General features: G+C 39.2%; 34 protein-coding genes. 31 read left to right on the top strand and 3 right to left on the bottom strand.

The window, feature by feature from the left end:
* Positions 1 to 7: 7 nt before the first annotated feature.
* The 3 genes from ACNARN_RS13680 to ACNARN_RS13670 form a co-directional block, all read right to left on the bottom strand.
* Positions 8 to 835, bottom strand: coding sequence for a YfdQ family protein (locus ACNARN_RS13680; RefSeq protein WP_235365438.1), 828 nt, complete (start codon positions 833 to 835; stop codon positions 8 to 10).
* Positions 836 to 900: 65 nt separating this feature from the next.
* A complete protein-coding gene (locus tag ACNARN_RS13675) occupies positions 901 to 1275 on the bottom strand; it encodes a hypothetical protein (RefSeq protein ID WP_416304573.1) in 375 nt (124 codons plus the stop codon).
* Between the two features lie 519 nt (positions 1276 to 1794).
* A complete protein-coding gene (locus ACNARN_RS13670) occupies positions 1795 to 2277 on the bottom strand; it encodes a hypothetical protein (RefSeq protein WP_235365440.1) in 483 nt (160 codons plus the stop codon).
* Between the two features lie 103 nt (positions 2278 to 2380).
* Between ACNARN_RS13670 and ACNARN_RS13665 the strand changes: the two genes are divergently transcribed.
* The 31 genes from ACNARN_RS13665 to gp17 form a co-directional block, all read left to right on the top strand.
* Positions 2381 to 2620, top strand: coding sequence for a transcriptional regulator (locus ACNARN_RS13665; protein WP_161748487.1), 240 nt, complete (start codon positions 2381 to 2383; stop codon positions 2618 to 2620).
* Positions 2621 to 2704: 84 nt separating this feature from the next.
* On the top strand, positions 2705 to 3163 hold the full coding sequence (locus ACNARN_RS13660; RefSeq protein WP_196533455.1) for a YmfL family putative regulatory protein: 459 nt from the start codon (positions 2705 to 2707) through the stop codon (positions 3161 to 3163).
* An 88-nt stretch (positions 3164 to 3251) separates the two neighbouring features.
* The gene (locus ACNARN_RS13655) at positions 3252 to 3461 is read left to right on the top strand and encodes a hypothetical protein (protein ID WP_416304572.1); all 210 of its coding nucleotides are present in this window, start codon (positions 3252 to 3254) and stop codon (positions 3459 to 3461) included.
* Positions 3451 to 3642, top strand: a complete 192-nt coding sequence (locus ACNARN_RS13650; RefSeq protein ID WP_235365443.1) for a DUF4222 domain-containing protein — start codon at positions 3451 to 3453, stop codon at positions 3640 to 3642. The genes ACNARN_RS13655 and ACNARN_RS13650 overlap by 11 nt, the downstream gene beginning before the upstream one ends.
* Positions 3639 to 4691, top strand: coding sequence for a helix-turn-helix domain-containing protein (locus ACNARN_RS13645; RefSeq protein WP_416304571.1), 1053 nt, complete (start codon positions 3639 to 3641; stop codon positions 4689 to 4691). The genes ACNARN_RS13650 and ACNARN_RS13645 overlap by 4 nt, the downstream gene beginning before the upstream one ends.
* A 171-nt stretch (positions 4692 to 4862) precedes the next feature.
* Positions 4863 to 5570 (top strand): phage antirepressor KilAC domain-containing protein, encoded by a 708-nt coding sequence (locus ACNARN_RS13640; protein WP_235365662.1) that lies wholly within the window; start codon positions 4863 to 4865, stop codon positions 5568 to 5570.
* Positions 5570 to 6595, top strand: coding sequence for a DUF968 domain-containing protein (locus ACNARN_RS13635; RefSeq protein ID WP_311748418.1), 1026 nt, complete (start codon positions 5570 to 5572; stop codon positions 6593 to 6595). Before ACNARN_RS13640 ends, ACNARN_RS13635 begins: the two co-directional genes overlap by 1 nt.
* A 27-nt stretch (positions 6596 to 6622) precedes the next feature.
* Positions 6623 to 7024, top strand: coding sequence for an antiterminator Q family protein (locus tag ACNARN_RS13630; protein WP_311748419.1), 402 nt, complete (start codon positions 6623 to 6625; stop codon positions 7022 to 7024).
* Positions 7025 to 7460: 436 nt separating this feature from the next.
* The gene (locus ACNARN_RS13625; protein ID WP_160230483.1) at positions 7461 to 7673 is read left to right on the top strand and encodes a hypothetical protein; all 213 of its coding nucleotides are present in this window, start codon (positions 7461 to 7463) and stop codon (positions 7671 to 7673) included.
* Positions 7674 to 7745: 72 nt separating this feature from the next.
* On the top strand, positions 7746 to 7979 hold the full coding sequence (locus ACNARN_RS13620; RefSeq protein ID WP_311747548.1) for a hypothetical protein: 234 nt from the start codon (positions 7746 to 7748) through the stop codon (positions 7977 to 7979).
* A gap of 232 nt (positions 7980 to 8211) precedes the next feature.
* On the top strand, positions 8212 to 8634 hold the full coding sequence (locus ACNARN_RS13615) for a hypothetical protein (protein ID WP_160230481.1): 423 nt from the start codon (positions 8212 to 8214) through the stop codon (positions 8632 to 8634).
* A gap of 65 nt (positions 8635 to 8699) precedes the next feature.
* Positions 8700 to 8969 (top strand): hypothetical protein, encoded by a 270-nt coding sequence (locus tag ACNARN_RS13610; RefSeq protein ID WP_160230480.1) that lies wholly within the window; start codon positions 8700 to 8702, stop codon positions 8967 to 8969.
* Positions 8969 to 9439 (top strand): lysozyme, encoded by a 471-nt coding sequence (locus tag ACNARN_RS13605; protein WP_311747547.1) that lies wholly within the window; start codon positions 8969 to 8971, stop codon positions 9437 to 9439. The genes ACNARN_RS13610 and ACNARN_RS13605 overlap by 1 nt, the downstream gene beginning before the upstream one ends.
* Positions 9421 to 9579 carry a hypothetical protein gene (locus ACNARN_RS13600; protein ID WP_239739126.1) on the top strand — a complete coding sequence of 53 codons (159 nt, stop codon included), beginning with the start codon at positions 9421 to 9423 and terminating at the stop codon, positions 9577 to 9579. The genes ACNARN_RS13605 and ACNARN_RS13600 overlap by 19 nt, the downstream gene beginning before the upstream one ends.
* 2 nt (positions 9580 to 9581) lie before the next feature.
* Positions 9582 to 10043, top strand: a complete 462-nt coding sequence (locus ACNARN_RS13595; RefSeq protein ID WP_311747546.1) for a lysis protein — start codon at positions 9582 to 9584, stop codon at positions 10041 to 10043.
* Positions 10044 to 10575: 532 nt separating this feature from the next.
* Complete coding sequence (locus ACNARN_RS13590) at positions 10576 to 10998, top strand: hypothetical protein (protein ID WP_129586838.1); 423 nt, start codon at positions 10576 to 10578, stop codon at positions 10996 to 10998.
* Between the two features lie 1344 nt (positions 10999 to 12342).
* A complete protein-coding gene (locus tag ACNARN_RS13585) occupies positions 12343 to 12486 on the top strand; it encodes a hypothetical protein (RefSeq protein WP_235366030.1) in 144 nt (47 codons plus the stop codon).
* A gap of 325 nt (positions 12487 to 12811) precedes the next feature.
* The gene (locus ACNARN_RS13580; RefSeq protein WP_161707179.1) at positions 12812 to 13324 is read left to right on the top strand and encodes a KilA-N domain-containing protein; all 513 of its coding nucleotides are present in this window, start codon (positions 12812 to 12814) and stop codon (positions 13322 to 13324) included.
* An 80-nt stretch (positions 13325 to 13404) separates the two neighbouring features.
* Positions 13405 to 13812 (top strand): hypothetical protein, encoded by a 408-nt coding sequence (locus ACNARN_RS13575; protein ID WP_135017195.1) that lies wholly within the window; start codon positions 13405 to 13407, stop codon positions 13810 to 13812.
* On the top strand, positions 13809 to 14147 hold the full coding sequence (locus tag ACNARN_RS13570; protein ID WP_416304570.1) for an HNH endonuclease: 339 nt from the start codon (positions 13809 to 13811) through the stop codon (positions 14145 to 14147). Before ACNARN_RS13575 ends, ACNARN_RS13570 begins: the two co-directional genes overlap by 4 nt.
* Before the next feature lie 2 nt (positions 14148 to 14149).
* Complete coding sequence (locus ACNARN_RS13565) at positions 14150 to 14362, top strand: hypothetical protein (protein WP_006537823.1); 213 nt, start codon at positions 14150 to 14152, stop codon at positions 14360 to 14362.
* A gap of 124 nt (positions 14363 to 14486) precedes the next feature.
* Positions 14487 to 14954 (top strand): phage terminase small subunit P27 family, encoded by a 468-nt coding sequence (locus tag ACNARN_RS13560; protein WP_161706176.1) that lies wholly within the window; start codon positions 14487 to 14489, stop codon positions 14952 to 14954.
* Positions 14908 to 16650 (top strand): terminase large subunit, encoded by a 1743-nt coding sequence (locus tag ACNARN_RS13555; protein WP_416304569.1) that lies wholly within the window; start codon positions 14908 to 14910, stop codon positions 16648 to 16650. Before ACNARN_RS13560 ends, ACNARN_RS13555 begins: the two co-directional genes overlap by 47 nt.
* Positions 16651 to 17973, top strand: a complete 1323-nt coding sequence (locus ACNARN_RS13550; protein ID WP_416304568.1) for a phage portal protein — start codon at positions 16651 to 16653, stop codon at positions 17971 to 17973.
* A 5-nt stretch (positions 17974 to 17978) separates the two neighbouring features.
* On the top strand, positions 17979 to 18830 hold the full coding sequence (locus ACNARN_RS13545) for a head maturation protease, ClpP-related (protein WP_160230285.1): 852 nt from the start codon (positions 17979 to 17981) through the stop codon (positions 18828 to 18830).
* A gap of 11 nt (positions 18831 to 18841) precedes the next feature.
* Positions 18842 to 20056 (top strand): phage major capsid protein, encoded by a 1215-nt coding sequence (locus ACNARN_RS13540; RefSeq protein WP_160230286.1) that lies wholly within the window; start codon positions 18842 to 18844, stop codon positions 20054 to 20056.
* Positions 20057 to 20101: 45 nt separating this feature from the next.
* Complete coding sequence (locus tag ACNARN_RS13535; protein WP_099073699.1) at positions 20102 to 20290, top strand: hypothetical protein; 189 nt, start codon at positions 20102 to 20104, stop codon at positions 20288 to 20290.
* The gene (locus tag ACNARN_RS13530; RefSeq protein ID WP_161707262.1) at positions 20290 to 20616 is read left to right on the top strand and encodes a head-tail connector protein; all 327 of its coding nucleotides are present in this window, start codon (positions 20290 to 20292) and stop codon (positions 20614 to 20616) included. Before ACNARN_RS13535 ends, ACNARN_RS13530 begins: the two co-directional genes overlap by 1 nt.
* 8 nt (positions 20617 to 20624) lie before the next feature.
* Positions 20625 to 20954: a phage head closure protein gene (locus ACNARN_RS13525; RefSeq protein ID WP_416304567.1), complete on the top strand. Its 330-nt coding sequence runs from the start codon at positions 20625 to 20627 to the stop codon at positions 20952 to 20954.
* Complete coding sequence (locus ACNARN_RS13520; protein WP_161729121.1) at positions 20944 to 21417, top strand: HK97-gp10 family putative phage morphogenesis protein; 474 nt, start codon at positions 20944 to 20946, stop codon at positions 21415 to 21417. The genes ACNARN_RS13525 and ACNARN_RS13520 overlap by 11 nt, the downstream gene beginning before the upstream one ends.
* Before the next feature lie 5 nt (positions 21418 to 21422).
* Positions 21423 to 21751, top strand: a 329-nt coding sequence (gp17, locus tag ACNARN_RS13515) for a tail completion protein gp17 (RefSeq protein ID WP_416304566.1), incomplete at its 3' end; no start/stop codon positions are given.

Here is a 21751-nt window from a genome sequence, read left to right as displayed (position 1 = left end):
TGATTAATTACGCTGAAAATTTACCAATGAATGTTTCAATTTTGCTTTCATCGAATTCATTGCAAAGCATATCTCGAAACTCTTGAGCGATTTGTTCTTCAAGTTTTTCAAGTTGAATGATTCGAAGGACTAAAACGGGAATATCATCACCAGTGAGTACGCTATAACGTAATTTAATGCTACGTTCTTTTAATTCGTCATAAGGAGTACAAGTAAACTGGAATGTGGCAGGCATAATGTCTTTGCTTTTTGCTTCAACATTTTCTAACACTGAGCGCTTAGCACTAAAATCAGCATCTTCATGTTCAGCAGAGCGTGTTGATTCAATCGTAATACGACGAACAGCAGAAATAGCTTGTTTGATATCTAAAACATTACCGTCAGCATCAAATGCCATTAAATAATCGTGCCAATCTTCTAACCACTCGGCTAATTGTTTTTGACGATATTTAACACCATCCATTTTTAATAATGCTGTGAATGGGGCTGTTTGTTTTAATTTTACAATAGCAGTGTTATCAGCATGACCAGCTTTACCGATTGTGCCAATATTAAAAATTGTTTTGGCACTCATTTCATCGGCATCAATAAAGCAACTGACACCTTCTTCAATTGCATTCTTGATTGAGTATTTAACAAAGTCGCTGATACTGGTTGTTTTCATTTCCCCGCGAAAGCGGAAACGACCTTCTTGTAAATTTTCTAAACTACTTACTTTAAAGTCATTCGGAAGAACAATCGCTGGGCATAATGACTTCTCTATTGCATCGAGACTTAATGAAGCCACCGCCATATTTTGAATTTGTGAAATAGCATTACCGTCTAATTGAGACATGAGTAGACTCCTACTTATTTAAAAGTATTAAATTAAATGGATAGGTTTAATTAAAAATAAGAAAACTAATTAATGGCTTTTAATTTACCATCGGGCTGGCCTTGTAAAGAAAATAATTGACCTTGATCTTCTTGCATAATGGTCAACTTGCCACCTTTACCCACGTACATAGGTGTTTTAGTTGCATCTTCTTCAGTCCGTTTCCCGCGTAGGGTTGGTGCGGTAAATTTGAGCTTATGAGTTATTTCAACTCGTTTTTCTTCCATAGAATTACTAAGGCGCTCAATATCTAATTCAATAATTACTTTGCCTTTTCCTCCATTATTCAAAACGCCTAAAGCGACATCATTTAAAGCAACAGAGACTTTATTTTCAAAAACGCCGACGTCTAATTCAGAAAGAAAGTCGGGGACATTTGTCTTACGATCTTCTTGGCTCATTTCTATAACCTCACGTTATCACTTCACACAATAAGAAAGGGTACTAGCGAGTTGATATAATCCTGATAAGACATTTCACAAATAATGCCAGTACCCTTGCTTATTGTTAGATTTGACAAAATGGCTGACTGAGCAGAACATTATCACCACAACCCATTTTAATGGTTAAAGACTCAGCCAGCCATTGTTTCTCTTCACACATAAAAAATCATTTATTTTGTGTTTGAATAGCACTTTTGATTCTCTACTCGTCTATTTCAGCATATAGTTTGCAATATCTTCATCAGTGAAACTTACTGGAAGTATGATTACTGGTTCAGTTATCATTTACTTTTCCTTCACATATAAAAATTTAGCTTATTGCTATAAATGATATTAGGCGAAGCCTAATCTTTAGTCAATAGGCTATGCCTAATAAATTGAGTGAAATTAGACGATGATTATTTTTTATATCAAAATCAATTGAGTAGATAATTAGGAAAGGCCTAGCTTAACAAGTTTCCATCAGACCAAATGAGTTTAAGCTGGACGCTTTGAGGATTTTTTATTGCTTTTATTGTTATTTAACCATTCAGAGGCTTGTCGTTCTAAAGTTATAATGTATGCCCTAGTATCACTATTAACCCAAGAAGGTTCTTTTGTATTATTTTGCAGCAAAAGATATTTTATTATTTCTTTTCTTTCTGCCGAAGCTGACATATAAGCATGAATAAGGCCATTAAGTTGATGTTCATCATGTGTACATCTTGATTCAGCTTTATTTACTGGGAGGTGAAACTCCTTTAAGCCCCAATGTTCAGGTCCAACAACATCAGAAAAATAACTCCATAATTCAGGTAGCTTATCTTTTGAAATGGAGCCTTTTTTTATCCAATCATAAATAGATGGTAGCTTTACATTGAAATGTCGAGCAATCTCAGTCTTTGATTTAACTGATCCTGATGATAGTTTTTTATTAATTGCCTGCTCTATCGCACGGCCTAAATCTTTACCATTAAGCATAGCCTAATTATCTTATCTTTATATTGTGTAGGCAATTCCTATTGATTTGATGTTAGGCTTAGCCTAATATTGTATTTCAATATAGGCCGGAGGTAATTGAATAATGGATCAAATAAGTGCCACAACCGCAATAAAAAAAGCATGTAATTATGTCGGTGGGCAGTCTGAAATGGCTAAACGCTTGGGTATTTCACCACCTACAGTAAATCAATGGATCAATGGAACTCGAAAAATTCCAGCACGACGTTGTCCTGAAATAGAAAAAGCAACTTCAGGAGTGGTTCGATGTGAAGAACTAAGGCCTGATGTTGATTGGTCTTATTTACGGGGAACTCAACAATGATTTTTATACTTACTTTATTGAAATAAACAATAGCAAAACCGTTTAAAGCAGTTAACTACAAGAATCTATCAATGGTGGTAGGAAATGAGTTGTCAATCAATAAAACAAGTAGTGAAAGCAATGTGTGAGGCAACTGCTGGTGGACGTGAAGCAATGGCTGGTGCGCTTGGTCTGTCTTTAACATCATTCAATAATAAACTGTACGAGAAAAACGGTTGTCGTTCGTTTGATTTAAACGAGTTGTTAGCGATGCAAGATATTTCTAAAACCGTTTTGTTTGCTGAGTTTGTTGCTCGTGAATCAAATCGCTTGTTGGTGGATAGAGTCAATCCAGCTGAACTAGACACAACCGAGTTATTCACATTACGCAGCAATGTTGACGAAATGCAAGGGCATTTAGCATTACTGATGAAAAATAGTTTGGCTGATGGCGTTATTGATAACGAAGAAGAGCAGAAAATAAAAATGATGTTGGATGGATTAATTTCGCAGATCCACACATTTATGAATGCGTTTGTTTCGTTACATCAAAAGAGAAATTAAAGATGGCTATATCCAGAAAGGGTGAAGCCAAAGGTGTACGGCCTCTGGCTTCGGTTTGCAAATTTCAATTGTGTGAAGAGAAATTAGCATGAGTAGATTAGCGCATTTAGTACCTAAAAAGCAATTTCGTTGTTTACCTGTCTCAGGTCGTCAGTCATTTCGCTATGTGGAAATCATAGCCTCTGACGAACAACTAAACAACTACCAACAAAAAATAGGTCTGGTAGATAGACAGTCCCTTAAAAAGGCATGGGCTGATATTTATTTTTCAAGTGGAGAGTGGGGCAATGAGCAATGAGAACCCAAACCAACTTGATCGCTACTACAAAAATCATCGGGGGATCGTTGTTCATGTTGTTTGTTATGGCCGAAAAAAACAGCACGTTATTTTTATGCTCGATGGTTGTGATGTTCCCCAGTGTGAGCCAGTTAAAAAATTTAGAGAGAAATATACCCGAGCTAAGGGAGGTCTCATATGAGTGTTAAATTATCTAGTTATGTTTGGGATGGTTGCGCCCATGCAGGTTTAAAACTCACATCAGTTGCTATCATGGCCAGATTAGCTGATTTTTCTAATGATGAAGGCATTTGTTGGCCTTCTATTCTGACTATTGCTCGCCAAATCGGTGCGGGAGAAAGTACAGTACGCACAGCAATAAAACAGCTGGAAAAAGAGGGGTGGTTAACCAGTGAAAAACGTAGAAAAGGGAATCGTAATGCAAGCAATATTTATCAGTTAAATGTAGTGAAGCTATACCAAGCGGCAAATAAAGGGCTTTCTCAACCAACAAAATCTGACGTGTCAAAATCTGATGCATCAGAATCTGACCCATCAAAATTTGTTGCATCAAATTCTGTTCCATCAAAATCCAGTAAAAAGGTCGTTTTTGACCCGTCAGCTCCTGAGGGCGATCCATCAGTAACTTCAAAATATGATCCATCAATAAATCATTCTTTGTCGCAGAATTCTGGCGAATCCAGCGACCAGCCGAAAAATGATTTTTTAACTCGTTATCCTGAAGCAGTGATTTACAGCGCTAACGGTCAAAAATGGGGCGATGAAGGTGATCTAAAAACGGCGAAATGGATGTTTGGTCGTGTTAAAAAACTGAATCCATCCGCATTAGAGCCTACTTGGTATGGCTGGGCGAACGATATCCGCCTGATGCGCCAAATCGATGGGCGTACCCATGAGCAAATTTGTGCCTTGTTCGATTGGGCTAACAAAGATTCATTCTGGCACAAAAATATTTTAAGTCCTCGAAAATTACGTAAACACTTTGATGAACTCACTGTCCGTAGCCAAGAGCCAAGGAATGAACCAAAAGTTCAAGTTGACACCGTTGAACGTGATAGTGCCTTTTCCCGCTTGATTGGCTCTCGGTCTAAACCTAAAAATCGCATTGAAGAAATTGCACTTGAGCTAGCAGGTAAAACAGGCATTCGTCGTATGAGTGAGTTTTCAGGTCGCCAAGCATGGAACTGCATTTGGAAGCAAACGATAGAAATGTTACAGGAGACTCAGTAATGCTAACTAAATACATTTTGTTCGTTGGTTTTTGGTTTGTAGTGACATTACTGATTGGGTTATGGGGTACTTATGCCTGAGTTGATGTTAATGGATATTGTGAAGGAGAGAATAATCTGCCCATTTAATCACGTGATGTACGGTCACGAGTAAAACGTGGAGAGAAATAGCATGATGCAAAAAATAATGGAAGTTTCAGTATTACCCATAATGAATCGTGAATTAACTATGTCGAGTCGAGAGATTGCCAGTTTAACGGGAAGTAATCATTCCGATGTTAAGCGTTCTGCCGATAGGCTTTTTGTTGCTCAAATTTTAACCCAGCCATTGGCTGAGTTCCCTTTTGAACATAACGGCAATCAATATACTGAATATCGTTTTAATAAAAGAGACTCTCTGGTGTTGGTAGCTCGATTGTCACCTCAGTTCACAGCAAAAATAGTTGATCGCTGGCAGGAATTAGAATCAAAAATGCAGCCAGTCATTCCTCAAACATTACCAGAAGCATTGCGATTAGCAGCAGACTTAGCAGAAGAAAAACAAAAATTGGAAAGTGAACTGGCGATTGCGACACCTAAGGCTCAGTTTGTTGATAATTATGTTTTATCCCATGGTTCTATGACGTTTCGACAAGTGTGTAAATTACTGCAGGCGAAAGAAACCGATTTTCGCTGTTTTTTAATTGATAAGAAAATTATGTATCGCTTGAATAATACGTTTACGCCTTATCAAACTCATGTCGATCTTGGTCGCTTTGAGATAAAAACGGGAACGAACCCAAAAAATAACCACGCTTTTGCACAATCAAGGTTTACTACTAAAGGTGTGAAGTGGATTGCAGGGTTATGGGCTGAATATAAAGTTGGGGATGAGATTTAATGAAACTACTCTTAACGCCCTATATTCAGTCTGACCTTGGCGTTGTTTTATTGAAGCCTGGAGCGGAGTTGCTTAAGCAATTTAAACCACATTCTCGCGTGATTATTAGCGATGTACCAAAAAGTTTAGATAAATGGCCTTCTGGGGCATTAACAGGAAATGAACAGCCATTATTGGATAACAAGGGCATTGTTGATTTTTTGAATAATAAAAAAGTTATCCAAGTTATGGGGGGATTGTCATCGATGAATATGTGGATAGGCAGAAATATCCATTGTTGTCAGATTAACGATAAGCATGACAGTTATCATCACCATGAATTAACAACCACATGGCATAAAGACGGTGTGATACGGACTTGTTGGTACCATGATAATCATATTCGTCATTCATCAGCTGAGTGGGTTGCTGAATTGGCTCATAAAAATCGTATTGCTTGGATGGTAGACACTATTCGCAGTCGTTTAAGATTGGATAATGGCCACCAGCTGACAGTACCCGATTTTTTCTCATTTGCTGTGATGCATAAACTGGTTGATGAATTACCTGATGCGATATTACGTCAAATTTTGGATTGGTCTGAAAAACCTAAAGAGCGCAGGGTACATGGTGGTTTTCCTGAAGCAGATATTATTCCAAGCAATGTAACAGCACTATCAACAATGAATGAACGATTAGACATGATAAGACCAGTTATAAAAGTTGCTATCGTTCCTGAGCCACCAGCGTCATTCCTTTTGAAACCTAAAATGCAACGTTGGGAGAATTCCCAATGGCTTCAATGGGTGAAAACACAGCCTTGTTGTGTTTGCGGACAACAAGCTGACGATCCACATCACATTATCGGCCATGGTATGGGAGGTATGGGAACGAAAGCTCATGACTTATTCACCATTCCATTATGCCGAACTCACCATGACGAGTTACATCGTGACCCCAAACAATGGGAAGCCACTTATGGCAACCAACTCGAATTATTATTTTCTTTTCTAAACCGCTCATTAGGAATGAGGGCATTGGTTTAACGTGTGTACAGAGCTGGGAGTATTAGCATGAGAGATATACAGGAAGTTTTATCACGTTGGGGAGCGTGGTGTGCTGATAATACTGAATCAGTTCAATGGTATTCTATCGCTGCAGGTTTTAAAGGATTAATACCTAATAAAGTGAAATCCTGTCCTCAGTGCAGTGAAGATGATGCAATGATAATTTCCAGTTGTATGGCTCAATTAAATAAAAAAAGCAGTGATATGCATGATCTATTGGTCGATTATTATTTGTTTGGAATGACCTTCATTCAGTTAGCAGAAAAACATCATTGTTCTGATACTTATATTGGAAAAAAACTACAAAAAGCGGAAGGTATCATTGAAGGAATGTTGATGATGCTTGAGGTTCCATTAGAAATGGATCGATATGTAGAAAAAAATCGTTTTAAGACTTTACGATCGTAAGATAATTGATATTGTGATAAGACTGACATCAAGGTCAACCAACTTATGAACCTCGCTTCGGCGGGGTTTTTTGTTATCTGGAGTTTATATGTATGAAGAATTCGATGGATTCTAAATATCCAGCTATAGCTGATTTAGTTAAAGCTAAACTTTACACCGAGCACGATAAGTTGTCAGAAGAAGAGCGCAAAGAGAGGAGCAGAAGCTTTAATTCTCCTGAGTTCTAAGGCATTACCTTCATAGATGGGGGATCATAGGTTAATTTATTGATATTATCTTGATGAGTTCCAATGACGTTATTTCAACCTGTAAGTAATCCTTGCAAGTTTATTTATCCAAAATTACCAGATAGATCTTTGATATGTGAGCTAAGGGTAAGAACAACTTAACTATTTAACATATTATCTCTTTGTGTACACAACAATAAGAGGTATTTATGTATCATCATTACTATGTTCATACATCTACTGATAATCATGGTGATTATGAGGTTCATCAAGATGGTTGCGACCATATGCCTAATGCGTCAAACCGGCAATATTTAGGTTATTTTACCAGTTGTGCTCAGGCTGTTTCTCAAGCAAAGGTTAATGGTTATAGAACTGCTGATGGTTGTTATTGGTGCTGTAGTGAATGCCATACATCATAAATAAAAAATGTGTGAATTAATCAAAGATCGCTTAGGCGGTCTTTTTTATTATCTAAAATAAGGAACGAATGTATGTACGCACTTAAATTAATTACTGAACGTGAAGGCCGTAAAGTAGAGGAGGTTCACTACTTAGGCGAAATGTATCGCTTAGAGTTTTATCCTGAGCCTGGAAATAAAGATATCGTAGCGCGAGTCGAACACACAAAAAAAGACTCTATTCCATCGTTTGATATTAAGCGTACAGACCAAGCCTACATTACAACAGTGACTGGAGATACTGTTCGTGTTATTTGCCGAGGCTAGCTTAAATTTGAGCAAAAAAAAAGCCGACACGCTAGGAGTTATGTCGGCATAAACTCTCGGGAATAGTGTTAATAACGAGATAAATTATCAATAAAACAATGTATCAATATCAGGGAAAACCAGATATGTGCTGTAATGATAATTATTATCATTAAAATATCAATTATATGAATCCACAACAGTGGTTTTTTTCTTGTCTAAATATGACATATATCAATAAAAGGTGCGCATCATGCCAAAAGAGATAAACGAATTACAGTTTAGTCTTCACTATGCTTCAGAAACAGACAGTGAAAAGAACACCTCTATCATTTTAACGGCGAATATCCATACGGCTGATGGTGAAACTCAACAACTGACACAATTAATTTGCACAACGTCTCCCGCAGGTAAAAAGCAATATCGAATCGGCTTGCAAAAAATTGGTAATGCTGGTGCTCCATTGCTGGTGGCGATTGAATCCTATTGGCGTAAAAACACACAAGAGAGTTGTGTTTATTTGTTAGAGAAAGCGAAGCAATTTATTCAGGGACACTTACAACAAACGAATACATGGATATCTATGTATGGTCTTGTGATTGTTTCTAATGCGTCACTGGAAGAACAGTTGCCTGAAGGTTTATTAAAGGCACTTAAAGTATCAATGCCCGCCTAATTTTTATCGTTTCACTTTTAACTTTCTCACACTCATCATCAACGGACACTCCTTTGGGGGTGACTATGCGTATGGAAAAATTAACCAATGTAACCTATGGAACAGCAGGCCTAACGGCCTTTTTTGCCAGCCTCTCATTATATGAATGGGGATTTGTTATTGGGATGGCGTTTAGCATGGTTCTGGGTTTAGCTACTTATTTTATGACTCGTCGAGAACAGCGAAAACGCACTCAATTATTTGAAGAGCTTGTTCAACATATTGACCCACAAAACCCAACTGAAACCCTAAAAAGGCTTGCTGAATTAATGGTGAAAGCGCCAAAGGATATTTAATGTCTCTCAAACAGAAAATAGCTGCGCTAACAACAGCGGGAGCCACAGCAATCGCGTTAGTAGTAATAGCCCATTTTGAAGGTGTGCGTTATGAACCTTATCGTGATGTGGCGGGTGTTCTAACAGTTTGTTATGGGCATACAGGCAAAGACATTATTCAAGGTAAGAGATACACACAACAAGAATGTGATGCGTTATTACAAAACGATTTTATTAAGACACAACAGCAAGTCGATGCATTAATCAAAGTACCACTCGATGACTACACCAAAGCCGCTTTATATTCCTTTGCTTTTAATGTGGGAACAACCGCATTTTCTCGTTCAACATTACTTAAGAAACTAAACGCTGGTGATAGAGCGGGTGCTTGTGAAGAAATGAAACGTTGGGTTTATGCAGGAGGAAAGGTTTGGCGAGGGCTTGTCAGTCGTCGAGAAGCGGAGTCAGCACTATGTCATGGAAACCTTTAATCATCATTATCAGCTTTATCCTCATATTACTCATCACAGTCGCTGGTGGTATTTATCTCTTGATTGATAACTCATGTACTAAAGACCCAGTGAGTTTAGAAAAACGCTGTCAGATTGCACTCTCACATCATCGGTATTAATCATGAAATATGGGAAACTCTATGCTGTCATTGTGATGGTAGGCATCATTGTGGGGGGCTATTGGGTGATTAATTGGCAAGCTAATAGGATTAATTCACTGACAGATACCAACAAAAAACTGACAGTAGCTCTCGAAGAGCAGAAGTCTATTAATACTGATTATCAAGCACGCATAATGCGGTTAAACCAACTGGATATTCAATATACGCAGGAGTTAGCGAATGCCAAGAATGAAATTAGTCGCTTGCGTGATATTAGCGAGCGTCATCCTGAGCGGGTGTACATCAAAGCCGAGTGTCCCAAAGTCAAAACCACTCCCTCCACCAGCTTGGCTTATGCAACCACCGCCCGACCTACAGACACCGCTATCCGAAATTATTGGTTACTCAGAGAGCGAATTGCAGAGTCAGAACGAGTGATTCTTGGGTTACAGGATTATATCAAACATGAATACTTAGAATAAAAAAATGCGCTCATGGTATAGAGCGCGAATAAAAAGTTATAAAAAATGAATTATGACGATATGTAGTATATTTATCTGTTTAATAAATTTCTAGTATCTAGTGTGAATTGTTAAGGAAAAATTAAGAGGAATGAAGGCATTCAAGAAAAAAGCCCAATATAAGAAATGGGCTAAACAGGAAAGGATATTAATCAATATTATGATCTTCTCTTAAGATATCATCAATTGTCATATAAATAAACGAATTAATCTAAATTACCACAATAAAAGGTTAAATTATTAAAAAATTAAATGGGATATCTCTGTATGATTGGAAGTAAGATAAAATTATTTTTATTTAATTTGGTTATGAAGATTAATGTTATATGCGGTGATCGAGTTTTAAAAATATAAATTTTTATACATTGATATTATGATTAAAATGAATTTTATATGATGAAATGATAGGGATTATAATTTCATTGAGAAATATTTGGATTATTTAATAATGATGTTATTCTAAAAGTAATAGAAAATACTATAAATTATTTTTATGAAAATGATAAATAAAATATTAATTATTATTACTCTGTTATCCTTATCAATTAATACTCAGGCATTAATGGAAAGAACTCTAGTTACAACGGCAACATATGAATCTTATGTTGCATGTGTTGCAGCGAAAGAGGATATAGCGTTTGATAATGTTTATCTTTTAATGCATAACAATAGAAATAAAGTAAACAGTGAAGGTGATCAAATACCATTATCTTTTAACCCTAGGTTTGATACTGAGTTACTTCAACATTATCATTTAATTTATGAACTTACAAAAGATGAGAGAATGGTGGATTGTGATATGTTTGCAAGCATTATTTATGATTCTTTGAAAGAGGAGTTTGATGTTTGTGATATGGGAGAATATTCACCTATGGGTAAAAAATATGAGGATGTTGTGTTATCTTTATTAAAATAGAAAGAATATTTTAGTATTTTATAAATTATATTGGATATAAATGTCTGAAATTGAGTTATATAAAATGGACTGAAATACTCAAATTACTAATCACTATAAGTATAGTGATGTTAATAAAGTATAACTCAGATAAACATATCAACCTTATTTTTGATTAGTTGTCTTTAGAAAGTTAGATATGGAATAAAAAAAGCCCCATGAGTTTGAGTTCATAGGGCGGCTGAAATGAAGCAACAATAAACATGTGTCAATTATACTGTTATTTCTGCATGATGCCAAGAAAAATATTGTATTTTGATTGTTTAACATACAGTTGTTATCAGATATTCTCTACGAATATCACTACGTTGCTATTTGGGGCATAACAAGCAATGCTAGTTATAGAGAAAGGAAGATAAGAAATATCCAACATAATCTCCATCAGTTTTGATTGCTGGTGGCTTTTTAATTGAAAGATATTATAAACAAGCTTTATCTTTATAGCTGCTGATTAGTAAATGAGGGGATACTAATATTATTGTTGAATTTGATATTTAGTGCTACTTTTAATAAGAAAAGCCCTTCATATCTATATGAACGAAAGGCTAAGTAGAACAAAATATCAATTTAATGATAAATATAGCGATACTATTATGCATAACTTTTTTAAGTATAATTACTAATTTGAGTTTAGCAAATTGTTTAGAAAAAAACCCCCTGTAAGCTAGGATAATTACAGGGGTGACAATAAAGCTAAAATACAGAGTCTAATCAGTGTGCCCAAAGGAAGACACTAAGTCTCATAGATAGAAGTAACTTATACGTTGTATAAGTTGCTAAGCATATATACTTGCTTAATATGTTTCTAGTGTTTAGATCAAAGATTAGATAAGTAACCTTATGATTTTTAATGGATACTAAAAATATTGGGTTAGAAATCGTTATTTATGAGGTTTTATGGTTAAGAATTATCTGTGATAACTTGTTTATTTTTTCATTGAGTAGATTCAGTGCCAAAAAATATCAGGTAACAGAGAATAGAATGTAAAGGCTACTTTATGAATAAAAAAACGCCTCGGGAGAGAGGCGAAAAACGGCGTTATAATTAACATATCATCAAGAAAAATATTAACTGATAAATTTTGATTCGTAAACTTAAATTATTAATTTATAAATAATTTTTTGTATGATTCTTGTGCAATATCTAAAATATCATATCTGTCTAGGTTTATAATGAAGATAGGTATTATCGTAACCAATTTTCATGTTGCATCAATAGTTAAATGAAAAAGAAGCCGGATCACAAAGATTGTGCGTATTTTTAAAAATGCTAGTTGATGGCATGATTTATAAAGGTATTAAGCTATGTGGCAAAAGTGCATTGATAAAGGTGAATTGTATCAAGGCACATTGGGTATGCAGTTAGCTGCTATTTTATATGTAGCGTCGCGTTGTCGCTGTTCTTATTACATTAACGATGACATGTCCTTCTTCACATTGAGTATGTAAGAGAAATCAAAAACAACGAATACCGCCGTTTTGTTATTTTTCGGTCATTATCAGCAACGTCAGCTGTAGGTAGAAGAAGGGGCGTGACGATGGAGAGACATCATCTACAAACATCATTCATTGAGTTGTGTATACAGATAGCCATCAGTTAATCGCTGGTGGCTTTTTTTATACGCATTACATCGCTCATTCACAGAGCAATTCACAAACGTCGAATCCAATCACTTTGATATGAGCCTTCGAGAAAGTCAGTTATAGCTGGCGAGCTTCGACGGGCTGATTTTCTATGTGAACGAGGGTTCATTTCAAATGAAGGTAATACGTTATGCAATATCCAAGAGTAAGTATTAATGGTGTATCTGTTCGCGTTGATGACAAAGGAAGATATAACCTAAATGATTTACATGCCTCAGCCGTGGCAAATGGCGAAGCCAGAGAGAATCAAAAGCCAAGTCAATTTTTGAGAAGCAAACAGGTTAAGACATTTGTAGAAAAATTAAGCGCAATGCAAAAATGCACTGCGGTCAAAGTCATTAACGGTGGGCTTAATCATGGTGTGTGGGCATTAGAATTGGTTGTTATTAGATACGCAGCTTGGCTAAAGCCTGAGTTTGAAATTCTCGTATATAACACCTTTAGGGATGCTACGAGAAAAGGGTTAGATATCATGGCTAAGTTGAACAAGTTAGATCATGTAATCAATACCGAAACAAAAAATGTTAGTAGCTGCGCGAGAACGATGGCTAACTGGGGTGTTGGTGGTAGAAAGCAGTTACTACTAACAGCGAGGGAACGAATTCTTAAAGAAGCTCAAATCTATATTCCTGGTATTGAATAGCGATCCTTAAAATTGAGGATGTTGATTTAATTAATATCTAACGATGAATAGGCCCTAATGGCTTTTTATTGGAGTTTATTATGTCAAACAAACAGATTAATTATGAGGCAATAGGTCATTGTGTTTACTTGCAAAAAGAAATATCGCAGCTAATTGAAGAGAGAAGCAACCTATATAAAGAATTCATAGCGATTTGTCATTCAGGGCAATTTCCTTATACAGATCCAAGAAACACAAAAATTATCGATTTAAATAGTATTGATAAGCCAGCTAAATTGCTAAAAAAAATACATGAGATAAATCAAACTATCATCACACTAGCAACCACTCATAATCAATGGGCGGATAAGGCTGATTATGAACATTATGTTATTAGTAGCGATAATTCTTTAGGTTTTAGTACGTCTAGTGACGCTATATTCAAAGGAATTATTACCTGCAATAAGCAATCATCAATAGACGCTGATGTCGTCAGAAATAAACCATGAAAAAACGCAATGTCTATGGTGGTCGGTGGGCAAAGGTGCGATTAGCATTTCTTAATGAACATCCACTTTGCGTCATGTGCCAAGAGCAAGGACGTATTACTGTAGCTACAGTAGTTGACCACATTACTCCGCATCGTCTTAAAGAGGCACTTGAATCAGGTGATAAAGAACGTATCGCAAAAGCTCAAGCCTTATTCTGGGACACAAAGAACTTTCAAAGCTTATGCGAACTGCATCATAACTCAACCAAACAACGTATCGAAAAGAGTGGCAAAGTCATTGGCTGTAATGCGGATGGCATTCCACTCGATCCGAACTCTCATTGGAATAAATAACGATGTGTAATCAAAAACAAGTGAAGTTATCCAAGCTATTTCGTGGCGGTCGCTTCGTTGGTCATGCATTAAGTGTTGATGGTGAGTTGTTAAGTAATCAAAAGTTAGTTGTTCTTCCACCCGCTGATGGATTATGTAAACAAGTTGATATCACAGTCACACTGACATGCACTAATGACATGATCATGAATGCACCCGATATCCATTTGAAATAATTCTAAATTGAAATAACAACGGGTGGGGGCGAGGTAAAAGTTCAAACACTTTCGCTCTGATTACCTAGCGCCCTCATTTGTGTGCACAACCGCGAAATGAAAAGTTTTTTTCTGGGAGGTTCCGATGGCAGGAAGACGCCCGAAACCGACCCACTTGAAGGTGGTCACCGGTAATCCGGGAAAACGAAAACTCAACGATAAAGAACCCCAACCCAAACGTGAAATTCCAAGCCCACCCGAACATTTAACGGATTGGGGGAAAATGGCGTGGGCAAAATTAACCTTAATACTCGATGGGATGGGCGTTTTAACCGTGGCTGACACGCTGGCATTAGAACGGCTGTGTGATATCTACGCCGATATTCTTCAATTGCGAGACACCATTGCCATTGAAGGTAAGACATACACCACAAAAACGCAATTAGGGGATTTTTTAATTAAAGCGAATCCAGCGGTTGCCATGTTGGACAAAAAAGACGGTCTTTTTAAAAGTTATTTAGTCGAGTTTGGTTTAACCCCCGCCGCTCGTTCGAAGGTGAAGATAGATGGTGGAGAAGAAGAGGAAGATCCGCTCAACCAATATTTCGGTTGATCCCGCAACGCAATACGCGCAAGACGTGCATCAAGGCAAAATTTTAGCGGGGCCTGATATTCGTCATGCTTGTGCGCGTCATCTCAAAGATTTAAACGAAGCCGAGCAACGGGGATTAGTCTGGGATGTTGAGGCTGTCAAAAGGGTGATCGACTTTTTCGCGAAAGTCTTAAAACTCAATGGCGGGGAGCATGAAGGGAAACCGTTTATTTTATTGCCTTGGCAATGCTTTGTGATTGGCTCTATTTTTGGCTGGAAAATGACAGACGGCACACGCCGATTTCGCATGGTGTACGTTGAATCAGGTAAAGGTTCAGGAAAATCCCCGATGGCGGGTGGCGTTGGGCTGTATTGTTTAGTCGCCGACAGTGAACCGCGTGCCGAAGTGTATGCGGCGGCCACGAAAAAAGACCAAGCCATGATTTTGTTTCGTGATGCGGTGGCGATGGTTGATCAATCTCCCGCATTAAGTCAGCGGATCACCAAATCAGGCGGAACAGGCAAAGAGTGGAATTTGGCTTATTTGAAAACGAGTTCATTCTTTCGACCGATTAGCTCAGATGATGGGCAATCAGGGCCTCGTCCCCATTGTGCGTTGATTGATGAAATTCATGAGCATAAAAATAATACTGCCGTTGAGATGATGCGAGCGGGTACTAAAGGTCGGCGACAAGCCTTGATATTTATGATCACCAACAGTGGCCATGATAAAACCAGCGTGTGTTATGACTATCATGAATACGGTCGAAAAGTCGCCGAAGGCACTATAGAAGACGACAGTTTCTTTTCCTATATTTGCTCACTGGATGAAGGCGATGATCCCTTTAAGGATGAGTCTTGTTGGGGGAAAGCCAATCCATCACTGGGCTACACCTTTTCTGATCGCTACTTACGCGAACAAGTGACACAAGCCCGAGGTATGCCCGCAAAAGAAAGTATTGTCAGACGGCTTAATTTTTGTCAGTGGGTGGATGCCGATAATCCGTGGATTAACAGTGAAACATGGATGCAGTGTGAAAACATGTTCACCTTCGATGATCTTCAAGGTGAAGAGTGTTATGGCGGATTGGACTTATCAGGAACCAAAGATTTAACCGCATTAGCCCTGTATTTTCCTCGCCTCAAACGTCTTTATGTTGAATTTTGGACACCCAAAGACACTTTATTGGATAGAGCGAAAACCGACCGAGTGCCCTACGACTTATGGGTAAGGCAAGGTTTTATGCATACCACGCCAGGGAATGCGGTGAGGTATGAATTTGTGGCAGAACGCATTGCTGAAATGGCGATGCACGTCAGCATGAGAGCCATTGCCTTTGACCCTTATCGCATTAAATACCTTGAACCCAAACTCGATGAAGTGGGGGTGACGGTTCCCTTAATCCAACATGGACAAGGATTTTACAAAGCCAAAGATTCAGGGCTATGGATGCCACACTCTATCGAACTGTTTGAACAGCTCATTGATGACAAGAAGATTGAGATCCACGCCAATCCTTGTTTGAGATGGAATGCCGCATCCGCTGTGCTTGAGGCTGACCAAAAAGATAACCGCGTCTTTGCCAAGAAAAAAAGCACGGGTCGAATTGATGGTGTGGTGGCCTCTGCAATGGCGATTGGTGCTGCGGAAGGGGAATTCGAGGATGAAGGGGATATTGATGGTTTCTTTGATAACCCAATTATTGTGGGGATCTAAATGCGTAACGTGAAAAAAAAGAGCCGAATAAAATCGGCGATCCTCAATTGGATGGGGATACCCATTAGTTTAACTGATGGCGCCTTTTGGGAAGAATGGATTGGAAAGAGTAGCTGTGGCAAGGTGGTCACCGCAGATAATGCATTACAGCTGTCTGCGGTATGGTCTTGCGTTCGGTTACTCAGTGAATCTATTTCGACATTGCCATTGAAAATCTATCAAACGAAGGCGGATGGCTCGCGCGAACTGGCGAAACATCATCCCGCTTACACCGTATTATGCCGAAAACCCAATGCAGAAATGACACCTTCTCGCTTTATGTTGATGGTTGTTGCCAGCTTATGTTTAAGAGGAAATGCGTTTATTGAAAAATGTTATATCGGGAAAAAGTTGGTTTCACTTCAACCGTTATTACCTCAAAACATGACGGTAAAACGATTGGAAAATGGGCAGTTGGAATATACCTATACCACGCCTAAATCGAATAAACGGGTTATTCCCGTTAAAAATATGATGCATATTCGAGGGTTTGGTATGGACGGTGTGTGCGGAATGATACCGATTCAGATTGGGCGTGATGTGATTGGTACCGCGTTATCGACGGATGAAGCGGCCGGAAAAGTGTTTGAAAATGGATTACAAACCAGTGGATTATTAACGTCAAAGAATGCCTTGAAAGCCGATCAACGAGAACGCCTAAGAAAGCATTTAATGACGTTTACCGGCTCAAAAAATGCTGGAAAGGTGATGATCCTCGAAGCGGATTTGTCTTATCAAAATGTCACCATGAACCCTGAAACTGCGCAATTATTACAAAGTCGCGGATTTAGCATTGAGGAAATTTGCCGTTGGTTCCGCGTTCCACCTTTTATGGTGGGGCATGCCGATAAGCAAAGTAGTTGGGCATCCAGTGTGGAAGGGATGAATATGCAGTTTTTGACTAATACACTACGTCCCTTATTGGTCAATATTGAGCAAGAAATTAATCGTTGTTTACTCGACAGTGATGATGATTATTATGCGGAATTTTCTGTTGAGGGCTTATTACGTGCAGACAGTGCAGGACGTTCAGCTTATTACACAACAGCGTTACAAAATGGCTGGATGAGCCGAAATGATGTTCGACGGTTAGAGAATTTACCGCCTATTGAAGGGGGCGATATTTATACGGTTCAGCTTAATTTAACGCCACTGGATCAGCTCGGAAAAGACATCACGAACAATGAAGCTGAAAAGCTCAAAGCACAGATCACTAACTGGTTATTTCCTGAAGGTGAGCCTGTAACCCCATCTCAATCCAATCCACCTCGTCCCGAGGAGTAATCGTTATGAAAAAAAATCAGTTGCCAGTCGCGCTGGAGGATCGCCCCTGCGCATCGATTCGCTATGAGCTGAAACCCAAAGCACTGGATAAATGGAATAGCCGTATTCGAGCATCCAATGCGGATAACTCGATTTCGATATTGGACGTCGTTGGAGAAGATTATTGGGGGGAAGGTGTCACCGCTAAACGGATTTCCGCCGCGCTTCGTGCCATTGGTGAGCAAGATATTGTCGTTAACCTCAATAGCCCAGGGGGCGATATGTTTGAAGGGTTGGCAATTTATAACTTGCTTCGTGCTCACAGTGGCAAGGTAACGGTCAATATTTTGGGCATTGCCGCTTCCGCTGCGTCCATTATTGCGATGGCAGGGGATGAAATAAAAATGGGGCGCGGTGCCTTTTTAATGATCCATAACTGTTGGGCAATGGGGGTAGGAAATCGTCACGACTTTGCAAAACTTGCTCATGATCTCGCCCCTTTTGATGCCTCGATGACCGATATCTATGTTGCACGTAGTGGGCAATCGAGTGACGTGGTGAGTCAGATGATGGACAACGAAACATATATCAGTGCGAGTGAAGCGATAGAAAAGGGATTTGCGGACAGCCTACTTTCTGCCGATGTGATTGACGAAGGTGATGAAAGTCCCCAAGCCGCGATCCGAAAACTGGATGCGCTACTTGCCAAAACCAACACACCTCGTGCTGAACGACGAAAACTAATTAGTGCATTAACCCGAAGTACGCCGAGCGCTACTTCCCAATCTAATGGTATGCCAAGCGCTACCTGCGATATTAATCCTGAAATCCTGTCAAAATTGGAGGAGGCGGTGACCGCCTTTGCCTGCGTTAAGTAATTGGAGTGACTATGTCAGAGACAAATGAATTATTAAAAAACCTATCGGCAAAAATTGAAGAAGCCAATCAGCATTTTAATGCCAAAGCTGAAGAAGCGTTAAAAGAAGCGCAGAAAGTGGGTGGATTAAGTGAAGAAACGAAACATGCCGTAGACAAAATGGCAACCGAGCTAAATGCGCTACGCGAATCTGAAAAAACACTGAAAGCCGCATTAGGGGATTTAGAACAACATGTTGCGCAAATGCCACTCAATAATGCGGTGCTGGTTGTAAAAAGTGTTGGTCAACAAGTGATCTCGGCTGAAGTATTAAAAGAGATCAATTCCAGCATTCAAGGGGGCAAACGTGTTTCAATTCCTGTTCAAGCAGCATTAACATCTACGGGCGTTGCCGAAGGTGTGGTTGAACCACAACGTTTGTCGGGTATCGATGTTGCACCGAAACAACGACTTTTTATTCGTGACTTAATTGCGTCAGGTAAAACGCAATCTCCCGCCATTTTCTGGGTTCAGCAAACGGGGTTTACCAACAAGGCGGCGGTTGCGCCTGAAAATACCACTAAGCCGTATAGCGACATTGCCTTTGCGACTAAAATCACTCCAGTGACGACGATTGCTCATATGTTTAAAGCGTCTAAACAAATCTTAGATGATTTTTCTCAGTTGCAGTCGTTGATTGATGCAGAAATGCGTTATGGATTGAAGTTTGTTGAAGAGCAAGAAATTTTATTTGGTGATGGCTCTGGGGCTCATTTGCACGGCATTATCCCACAAGCCACTCAATATAAAGCCTCCTTTACGGTTGAAAAACAAAACGGTATCGATGATTTACGGCTTGCCATGCTTCAAGCTCAATTGGCGCGTTTCCCTGCTTCTGGTCACGTTTTACACTTTATTGACTGGGCGAAAATTGAACTAACCAAAGACTCTTTGGGGCGCTATATTTTGGCTAATCCTTCCGCATTAACAGGGCCGACTTTATGGGGATTACCGGTTGTGGCAACAGAAACCCCCGCGTTTAAAGGGAAATTCTTAACAGGGGCATTTAATGCGGGTGCACAGCTCTTTGATCGCGAAGAAACGAATGTGGTGATTTCAACGGAAAACGCCGATGATTTTGAGAAAAACATGATCTCTATCCGTTGTGAAGAGCGTCTTGCTTTGGCGATCAAACGCCCGGAAGCCTTTGTTTACGGTGATTTTACGGTAGCAACGTCAAGTGATTAATGTAACTAAGGCGGTCTTTATGGCCGCTTTTTCTTTGGAGGTGATATGAAATTAGTCATCTTACGAGCCATTTATTTTGAGGGACGAGTGGTGCTTGAAGGTGAGCAGATTGATACCTTAGAGCAACATGGACGGGAGTTAATCCAAAAAGGCTATGCCAAAGAACAGGAAGAAGCACATCTTGTTATTGAACCTGAACCGAAAAGAAATATTAAGGCGAAAAAGGAGAAATAATGCTTTCTCTCGAATTGGTGAAGCAGCATTGCAATATCGATCCTGATTTTACGGATGACGATAATTTATTGACGCTGTATATCGGTTCCGCCGTGAAATATGTTGAAAATTACACGCGTCGAACATTACATAAAACACAGGAGATGGATAAAGCACAAGAAGATCCCGATTTCTTATTCTTAACGGATGACGTGATTGCGGCAATGCTCTTATTAATTGCGCAATGGTATGAAAATCGTGAGGGGGTGATTTCGGGGCAAGCTTTTTCTACACAACCTTTTGCGGTCACTGCACTACTTCAACCTTACCGGATTTATGGGTTGTAGGAGGTTTTATGCGAGCAGGACGATTACGCCACACCATTAATATTCAAAAATCAGTATTGGCGCCCGATGCCATCAGTGGCAGTGATGTGATTTGGACGGATCATGCGACAAAAGTACGTGCAGCGATCATGCCTTATCAAGGGCGAGAATATTTTCAAGCTCAGCAAGTACAAAGTGAGGCCACAACGCGAATTCTTATTCGCTATATCGCTGATATCGATACCTCAATGCGTATTGTATGGGGTAAGCGACTATTTAATATTATTTCGATTATTGACCCTGATGAGCGTCATCGTGAGCTTCAATTAATGTGCAAAGAGGGCGTGAATGATGGGTGAGATTAAAATCAGTGGATTGTCTGAACTCGCTCAACGAATGCAAGACATCGCCCGTAAAACCAGAAATCAAAGTGCGCGTAAGGCGATGAATACAGGCGCTTCGGTGTTAAAGGAAGAAATCAAACATCGAGTGCCTATCCTTAAGGAAACGGTGCCCCATCGACGCAAGGGTACCCTCAAGCGCAATATTCGTTCTAAAACGAAAGTGCAGCGCAATGGGCAAGTCAAAACACGTATTTGGGTAAAATCATTATCGGGTAAAAAAGTGTCTGCCTTTAAACAAGCAACGGGAAAAAGTGCAGCATTGAACCCAAATGATCCGTTTTATTGGTGGTTTGTCGAGTTTGGTACCGCCAAGATGCCCGCACAACCGTTTATGCGCCCCAGCTTTGAAGCGAAAAAGGAAGCGACAGCTAAAGTGATAGTTCAAACACTCAAAGAGGATATTGAAAAAGCAAGGTAGAGACCATGATACAGCAATTAAAAGAGACCCTTTCACCGCTTGTCGATGGAAGGGTTTTTTTTCAGGTATTACCTGAAGGCAAAGGGCATTATCCCGCCATTGTGATCCAGTTTGCCAGCATCACACCTAACAGTGCGCTGGAGGATGCGGATTTAGATAACTATCGCGTGCAACTTGATGTGTATGCGCCACAACCACAATCCCTGATGGTATTGCGTAAAAAAATCGAGGCTCAGATTGTCGAGGCGATCCCATTTGCACAACGGGTAAATGCGGTCTTTGGGTATGAAGCGGATGTCAAATTGCATCGGCTTGTTCTTGAATTAATGATTTC

Source organism: Proteus sp. TSJ240517, assembly GCF_047921575.1.
Taxonomy (GTDB): Bacteria; Pseudomonadota; Gammaproteobacteria; order Enterobacterales; family Enterobacteriaceae; genus Proteus.
Note: the sequence above shows the minus strand (reverse complement) of the source record. Positions and strands in the feature narration are given on the sequence as shown.

What these genes read in the sequence shown, in the direction of transcription:
- ACNARN_RS13675 (WP_416304573.1), bottom strand. Translation starts at nt 1,275, where the DNA reads ATGAGCCAAGAAGATCGTAAGACAAATGTCCCCGACTTTCTTTCTGAA.
- ACNARN_RS13610 (WP_160230480.1), top strand. Translation starts at nt 8,700, where the DNA reads ATGCGTATGGAAAAATTAACCAATGTAACCTATGGAACAGCAGGCCTA.
- ACNARN_RS13655 (WP_416304572.1), top strand. Translation starts at nt 3,252, where the DNA reads ATGAGTAGATTAGCGCATTTAGTACCTAAAAAGCAATTTCGTTGTTTA.
- ACNARN_RS13640 (WP_235365662.1), top strand. Translation starts at nt 4,863, where the DNA reads ATGATGCAAAAAATAATGGAAGTTTCAGTATTACCCATAATGAATCGT.
- ACNARN_RS13595 (WP_311747546.1), top strand. Translation starts at nt 9,582, where the DNA reads ATGAAATATGGGAAACTCTATGCTGTCATTGTGATGGTAGGCATCATT.
- ACNARN_RS13535 (WP_099073699.1), top strand. Translation starts at nt 20,102, where the DNA reads ATGAAATTAGTCATCTTACGAGCCATTTATTTTGAGGGACGAGTGGTG.
- ACNARN_RS13605 (WP_311747547.1), top strand. Translation starts at nt 8,969, where the DNA reads ATGTCTCTCAAACAGAAAATAGCTGCGCTAACAACAGCGGGAGCCACA.
- ACNARN_RS13560 (WP_161706176.1), top strand. Translation starts at nt 14,487, where the DNA reads ATGGCAGGAAGACGCCCGAAACCGACCCACTTGAAGGTGGTCACCGGT.
- ACNARN_RS13520 (WP_161729121.1), top strand. Translation starts at nt 20,944, where the DNA reads ATGATGGGTGAGATTAAAATCAGTGGATTGTCTGAACTCGCTCAACGA.
- ACNARN_RS13540 (WP_160230286.1), top strand. Translation starts at nt 18,842, where the DNA reads ATGTCAGAGACAAATGAATTATTAAAAAACCTATCGGCAAAAATTGAA.
- ACNARN_RS13635 (WP_311748418.1), top strand. Translation starts at nt 5,570, where the DNA reads ATGAAACTACTCTTAACGCCCTATATTCAGTCTGACCTTGGCGTTGTT.
- ACNARN_RS13530 (WP_161707262.1), top strand. Translation starts at nt 20,290, where the DNA reads ATGCTTTCTCTCGAATTGGTGAAGCAGCATTGCAATATCGATCCTGAT.
- ACNARN_RS13565 (WP_006537823.1), top strand. Translation starts at nt 14,150, where the DNA reads ATGTGTAATCAAAAACAAGTGAAGTTATCCAAGCTATTTCGTGGCGGT.
- ACNARN_RS13630 (WP_311748419.1), top strand. Translation starts at nt 6,623, where the DNA reads ATGAGAGATATACAGGAAGTTTTATCACGTTGGGGAGCGTGGTGTGCT.
- ACNARN_RS13660 (WP_196533455.1), top strand. Translation starts at nt 2,705, where the DNA reads ATGAGTTGTCAATCAATAAAACAAGTAGTGAAAGCAATGTGTGAGGCA.
- ACNARN_RS13665 (WP_161748487.1), top strand. Translation starts at nt 2,381, where the DNA reads ATGGATCAAATAAGTGCCACAACCGCAATAAAAAAAGCATGTAATTAT.
- ACNARN_RS13680 (WP_235365438.1), bottom strand. Translation starts at nt 835, where the DNA reads ATGTCTCAATTAGACGGTAATGCTATTTCACAAATTCAAAATATGGCG.
- ACNARN_RS13525 (WP_416304567.1), top strand. Translation starts at nt 20,625, where the DNA reads ATGCGAGCAGGACGATTACGCCACACCATTAATATTCAAAAATCAGTA.
- ACNARN_RS13615 (WP_160230481.1), top strand. Translation starts at nt 8,212, where the DNA reads ATGCCAAAAGAGATAAACGAATTACAGTTTAGTCTTCACTATGCTTCA.
- ACNARN_RS13555 (WP_416304569.1), top strand. Translation starts at nt 14,908, where the DNA reads ATGGTGGAGAAGAAGAGGAAGATCCGCTCAACCAATATTTCGGTTGAT.
- ACNARN_RS13550 (WP_416304568.1), top strand. Translation starts at nt 16,651, where the DNA reads ATGCGTAACGTGAAAAAAAAGAGCCGAATAAAATCGGCGATCCTCAAT.
- ACNARN_RS13570 (WP_416304570.1), top strand. Translation starts at nt 13,809, where the DNA reads ATGAAAAAACGCAATGTCTATGGTGGTCGGTGGGCAAAGGTGCGATTA.
- ACNARN_RS13580 (WP_161707179.1), top strand. Translation starts at nt 12,812, where the DNA reads ATGCAATATCCAAGAGTAAGTATTAATGGTGTATCTGTTCGCGTTGAT.
- ACNARN_RS13590 (WP_129586838.1), top strand. Translation starts at nt 10,576, where the DNA reads ATGAAAATGATAAATAAAATATTAATTATTATTACTCTGTTATCCTTA.
- ACNARN_RS13575 (WP_135017195.1), top strand. Translation starts at nt 13,405, where the DNA reads ATGTCAAACAAACAGATTAATTATGAGGCAATAGGTCATTGTGTTTAC.
- ACNARN_RS13585 (WP_235366030.1), top strand. Translation starts at nt 12,343, where the DNA reads ATGTGGCAAAAGTGCATTGATAAAGGTGAATTGTATCAAGGCACATTG.
- ACNARN_RS13625 (WP_160230483.1), top strand. Translation starts at nt 7,461, where the DNA reads ATGTATCATCATTACTATGTTCATACATCTACTGATAATCATGGTGAT.
- ACNARN_RS13650 (WP_235365443.1), top strand. Translation starts at nt 3,451, where the DNA reads ATGAGCAATGAGAACCCAAACCAACTTGATCGCTACTACAAAAATCAT.
- ACNARN_RS13545 (WP_160230285.1), top strand. Translation starts at nt 17,979, where the DNA reads ATGAAAAAAAATCAGTTGCCAGTCGCGCTGGAGGATCGCCCCTGCGCA.
- ACNARN_RS13645 (WP_416304571.1), top strand. Translation starts at nt 3,639, where the DNA reads ATGAGTGTTAAATTATCTAGTTATGTTTGGGATGGTTGCGCCCATGCA.
- ACNARN_RS13620 (WP_311747548.1), top strand. Translation starts at nt 7,746, where the DNA reads ATGTACGCACTTAAATTAATTACTGAACGTGAAGGCCGTAAAGTAGAG.
- ACNARN_RS13670 (WP_235365440.1), bottom strand. Translation starts at nt 2,277, where the DNA reads ATGCTTAATGGTAAAGATTTAGGCCGTGCGATAGAGCAGGCAATTAAT.
- ACNARN_RS13600 (WP_239739126.1), top strand. Translation starts at nt 9,421, where the DNA reads ATGTCATGGAAACCTTTAATCATCATTATCAGCTTTATCCTCATATTA.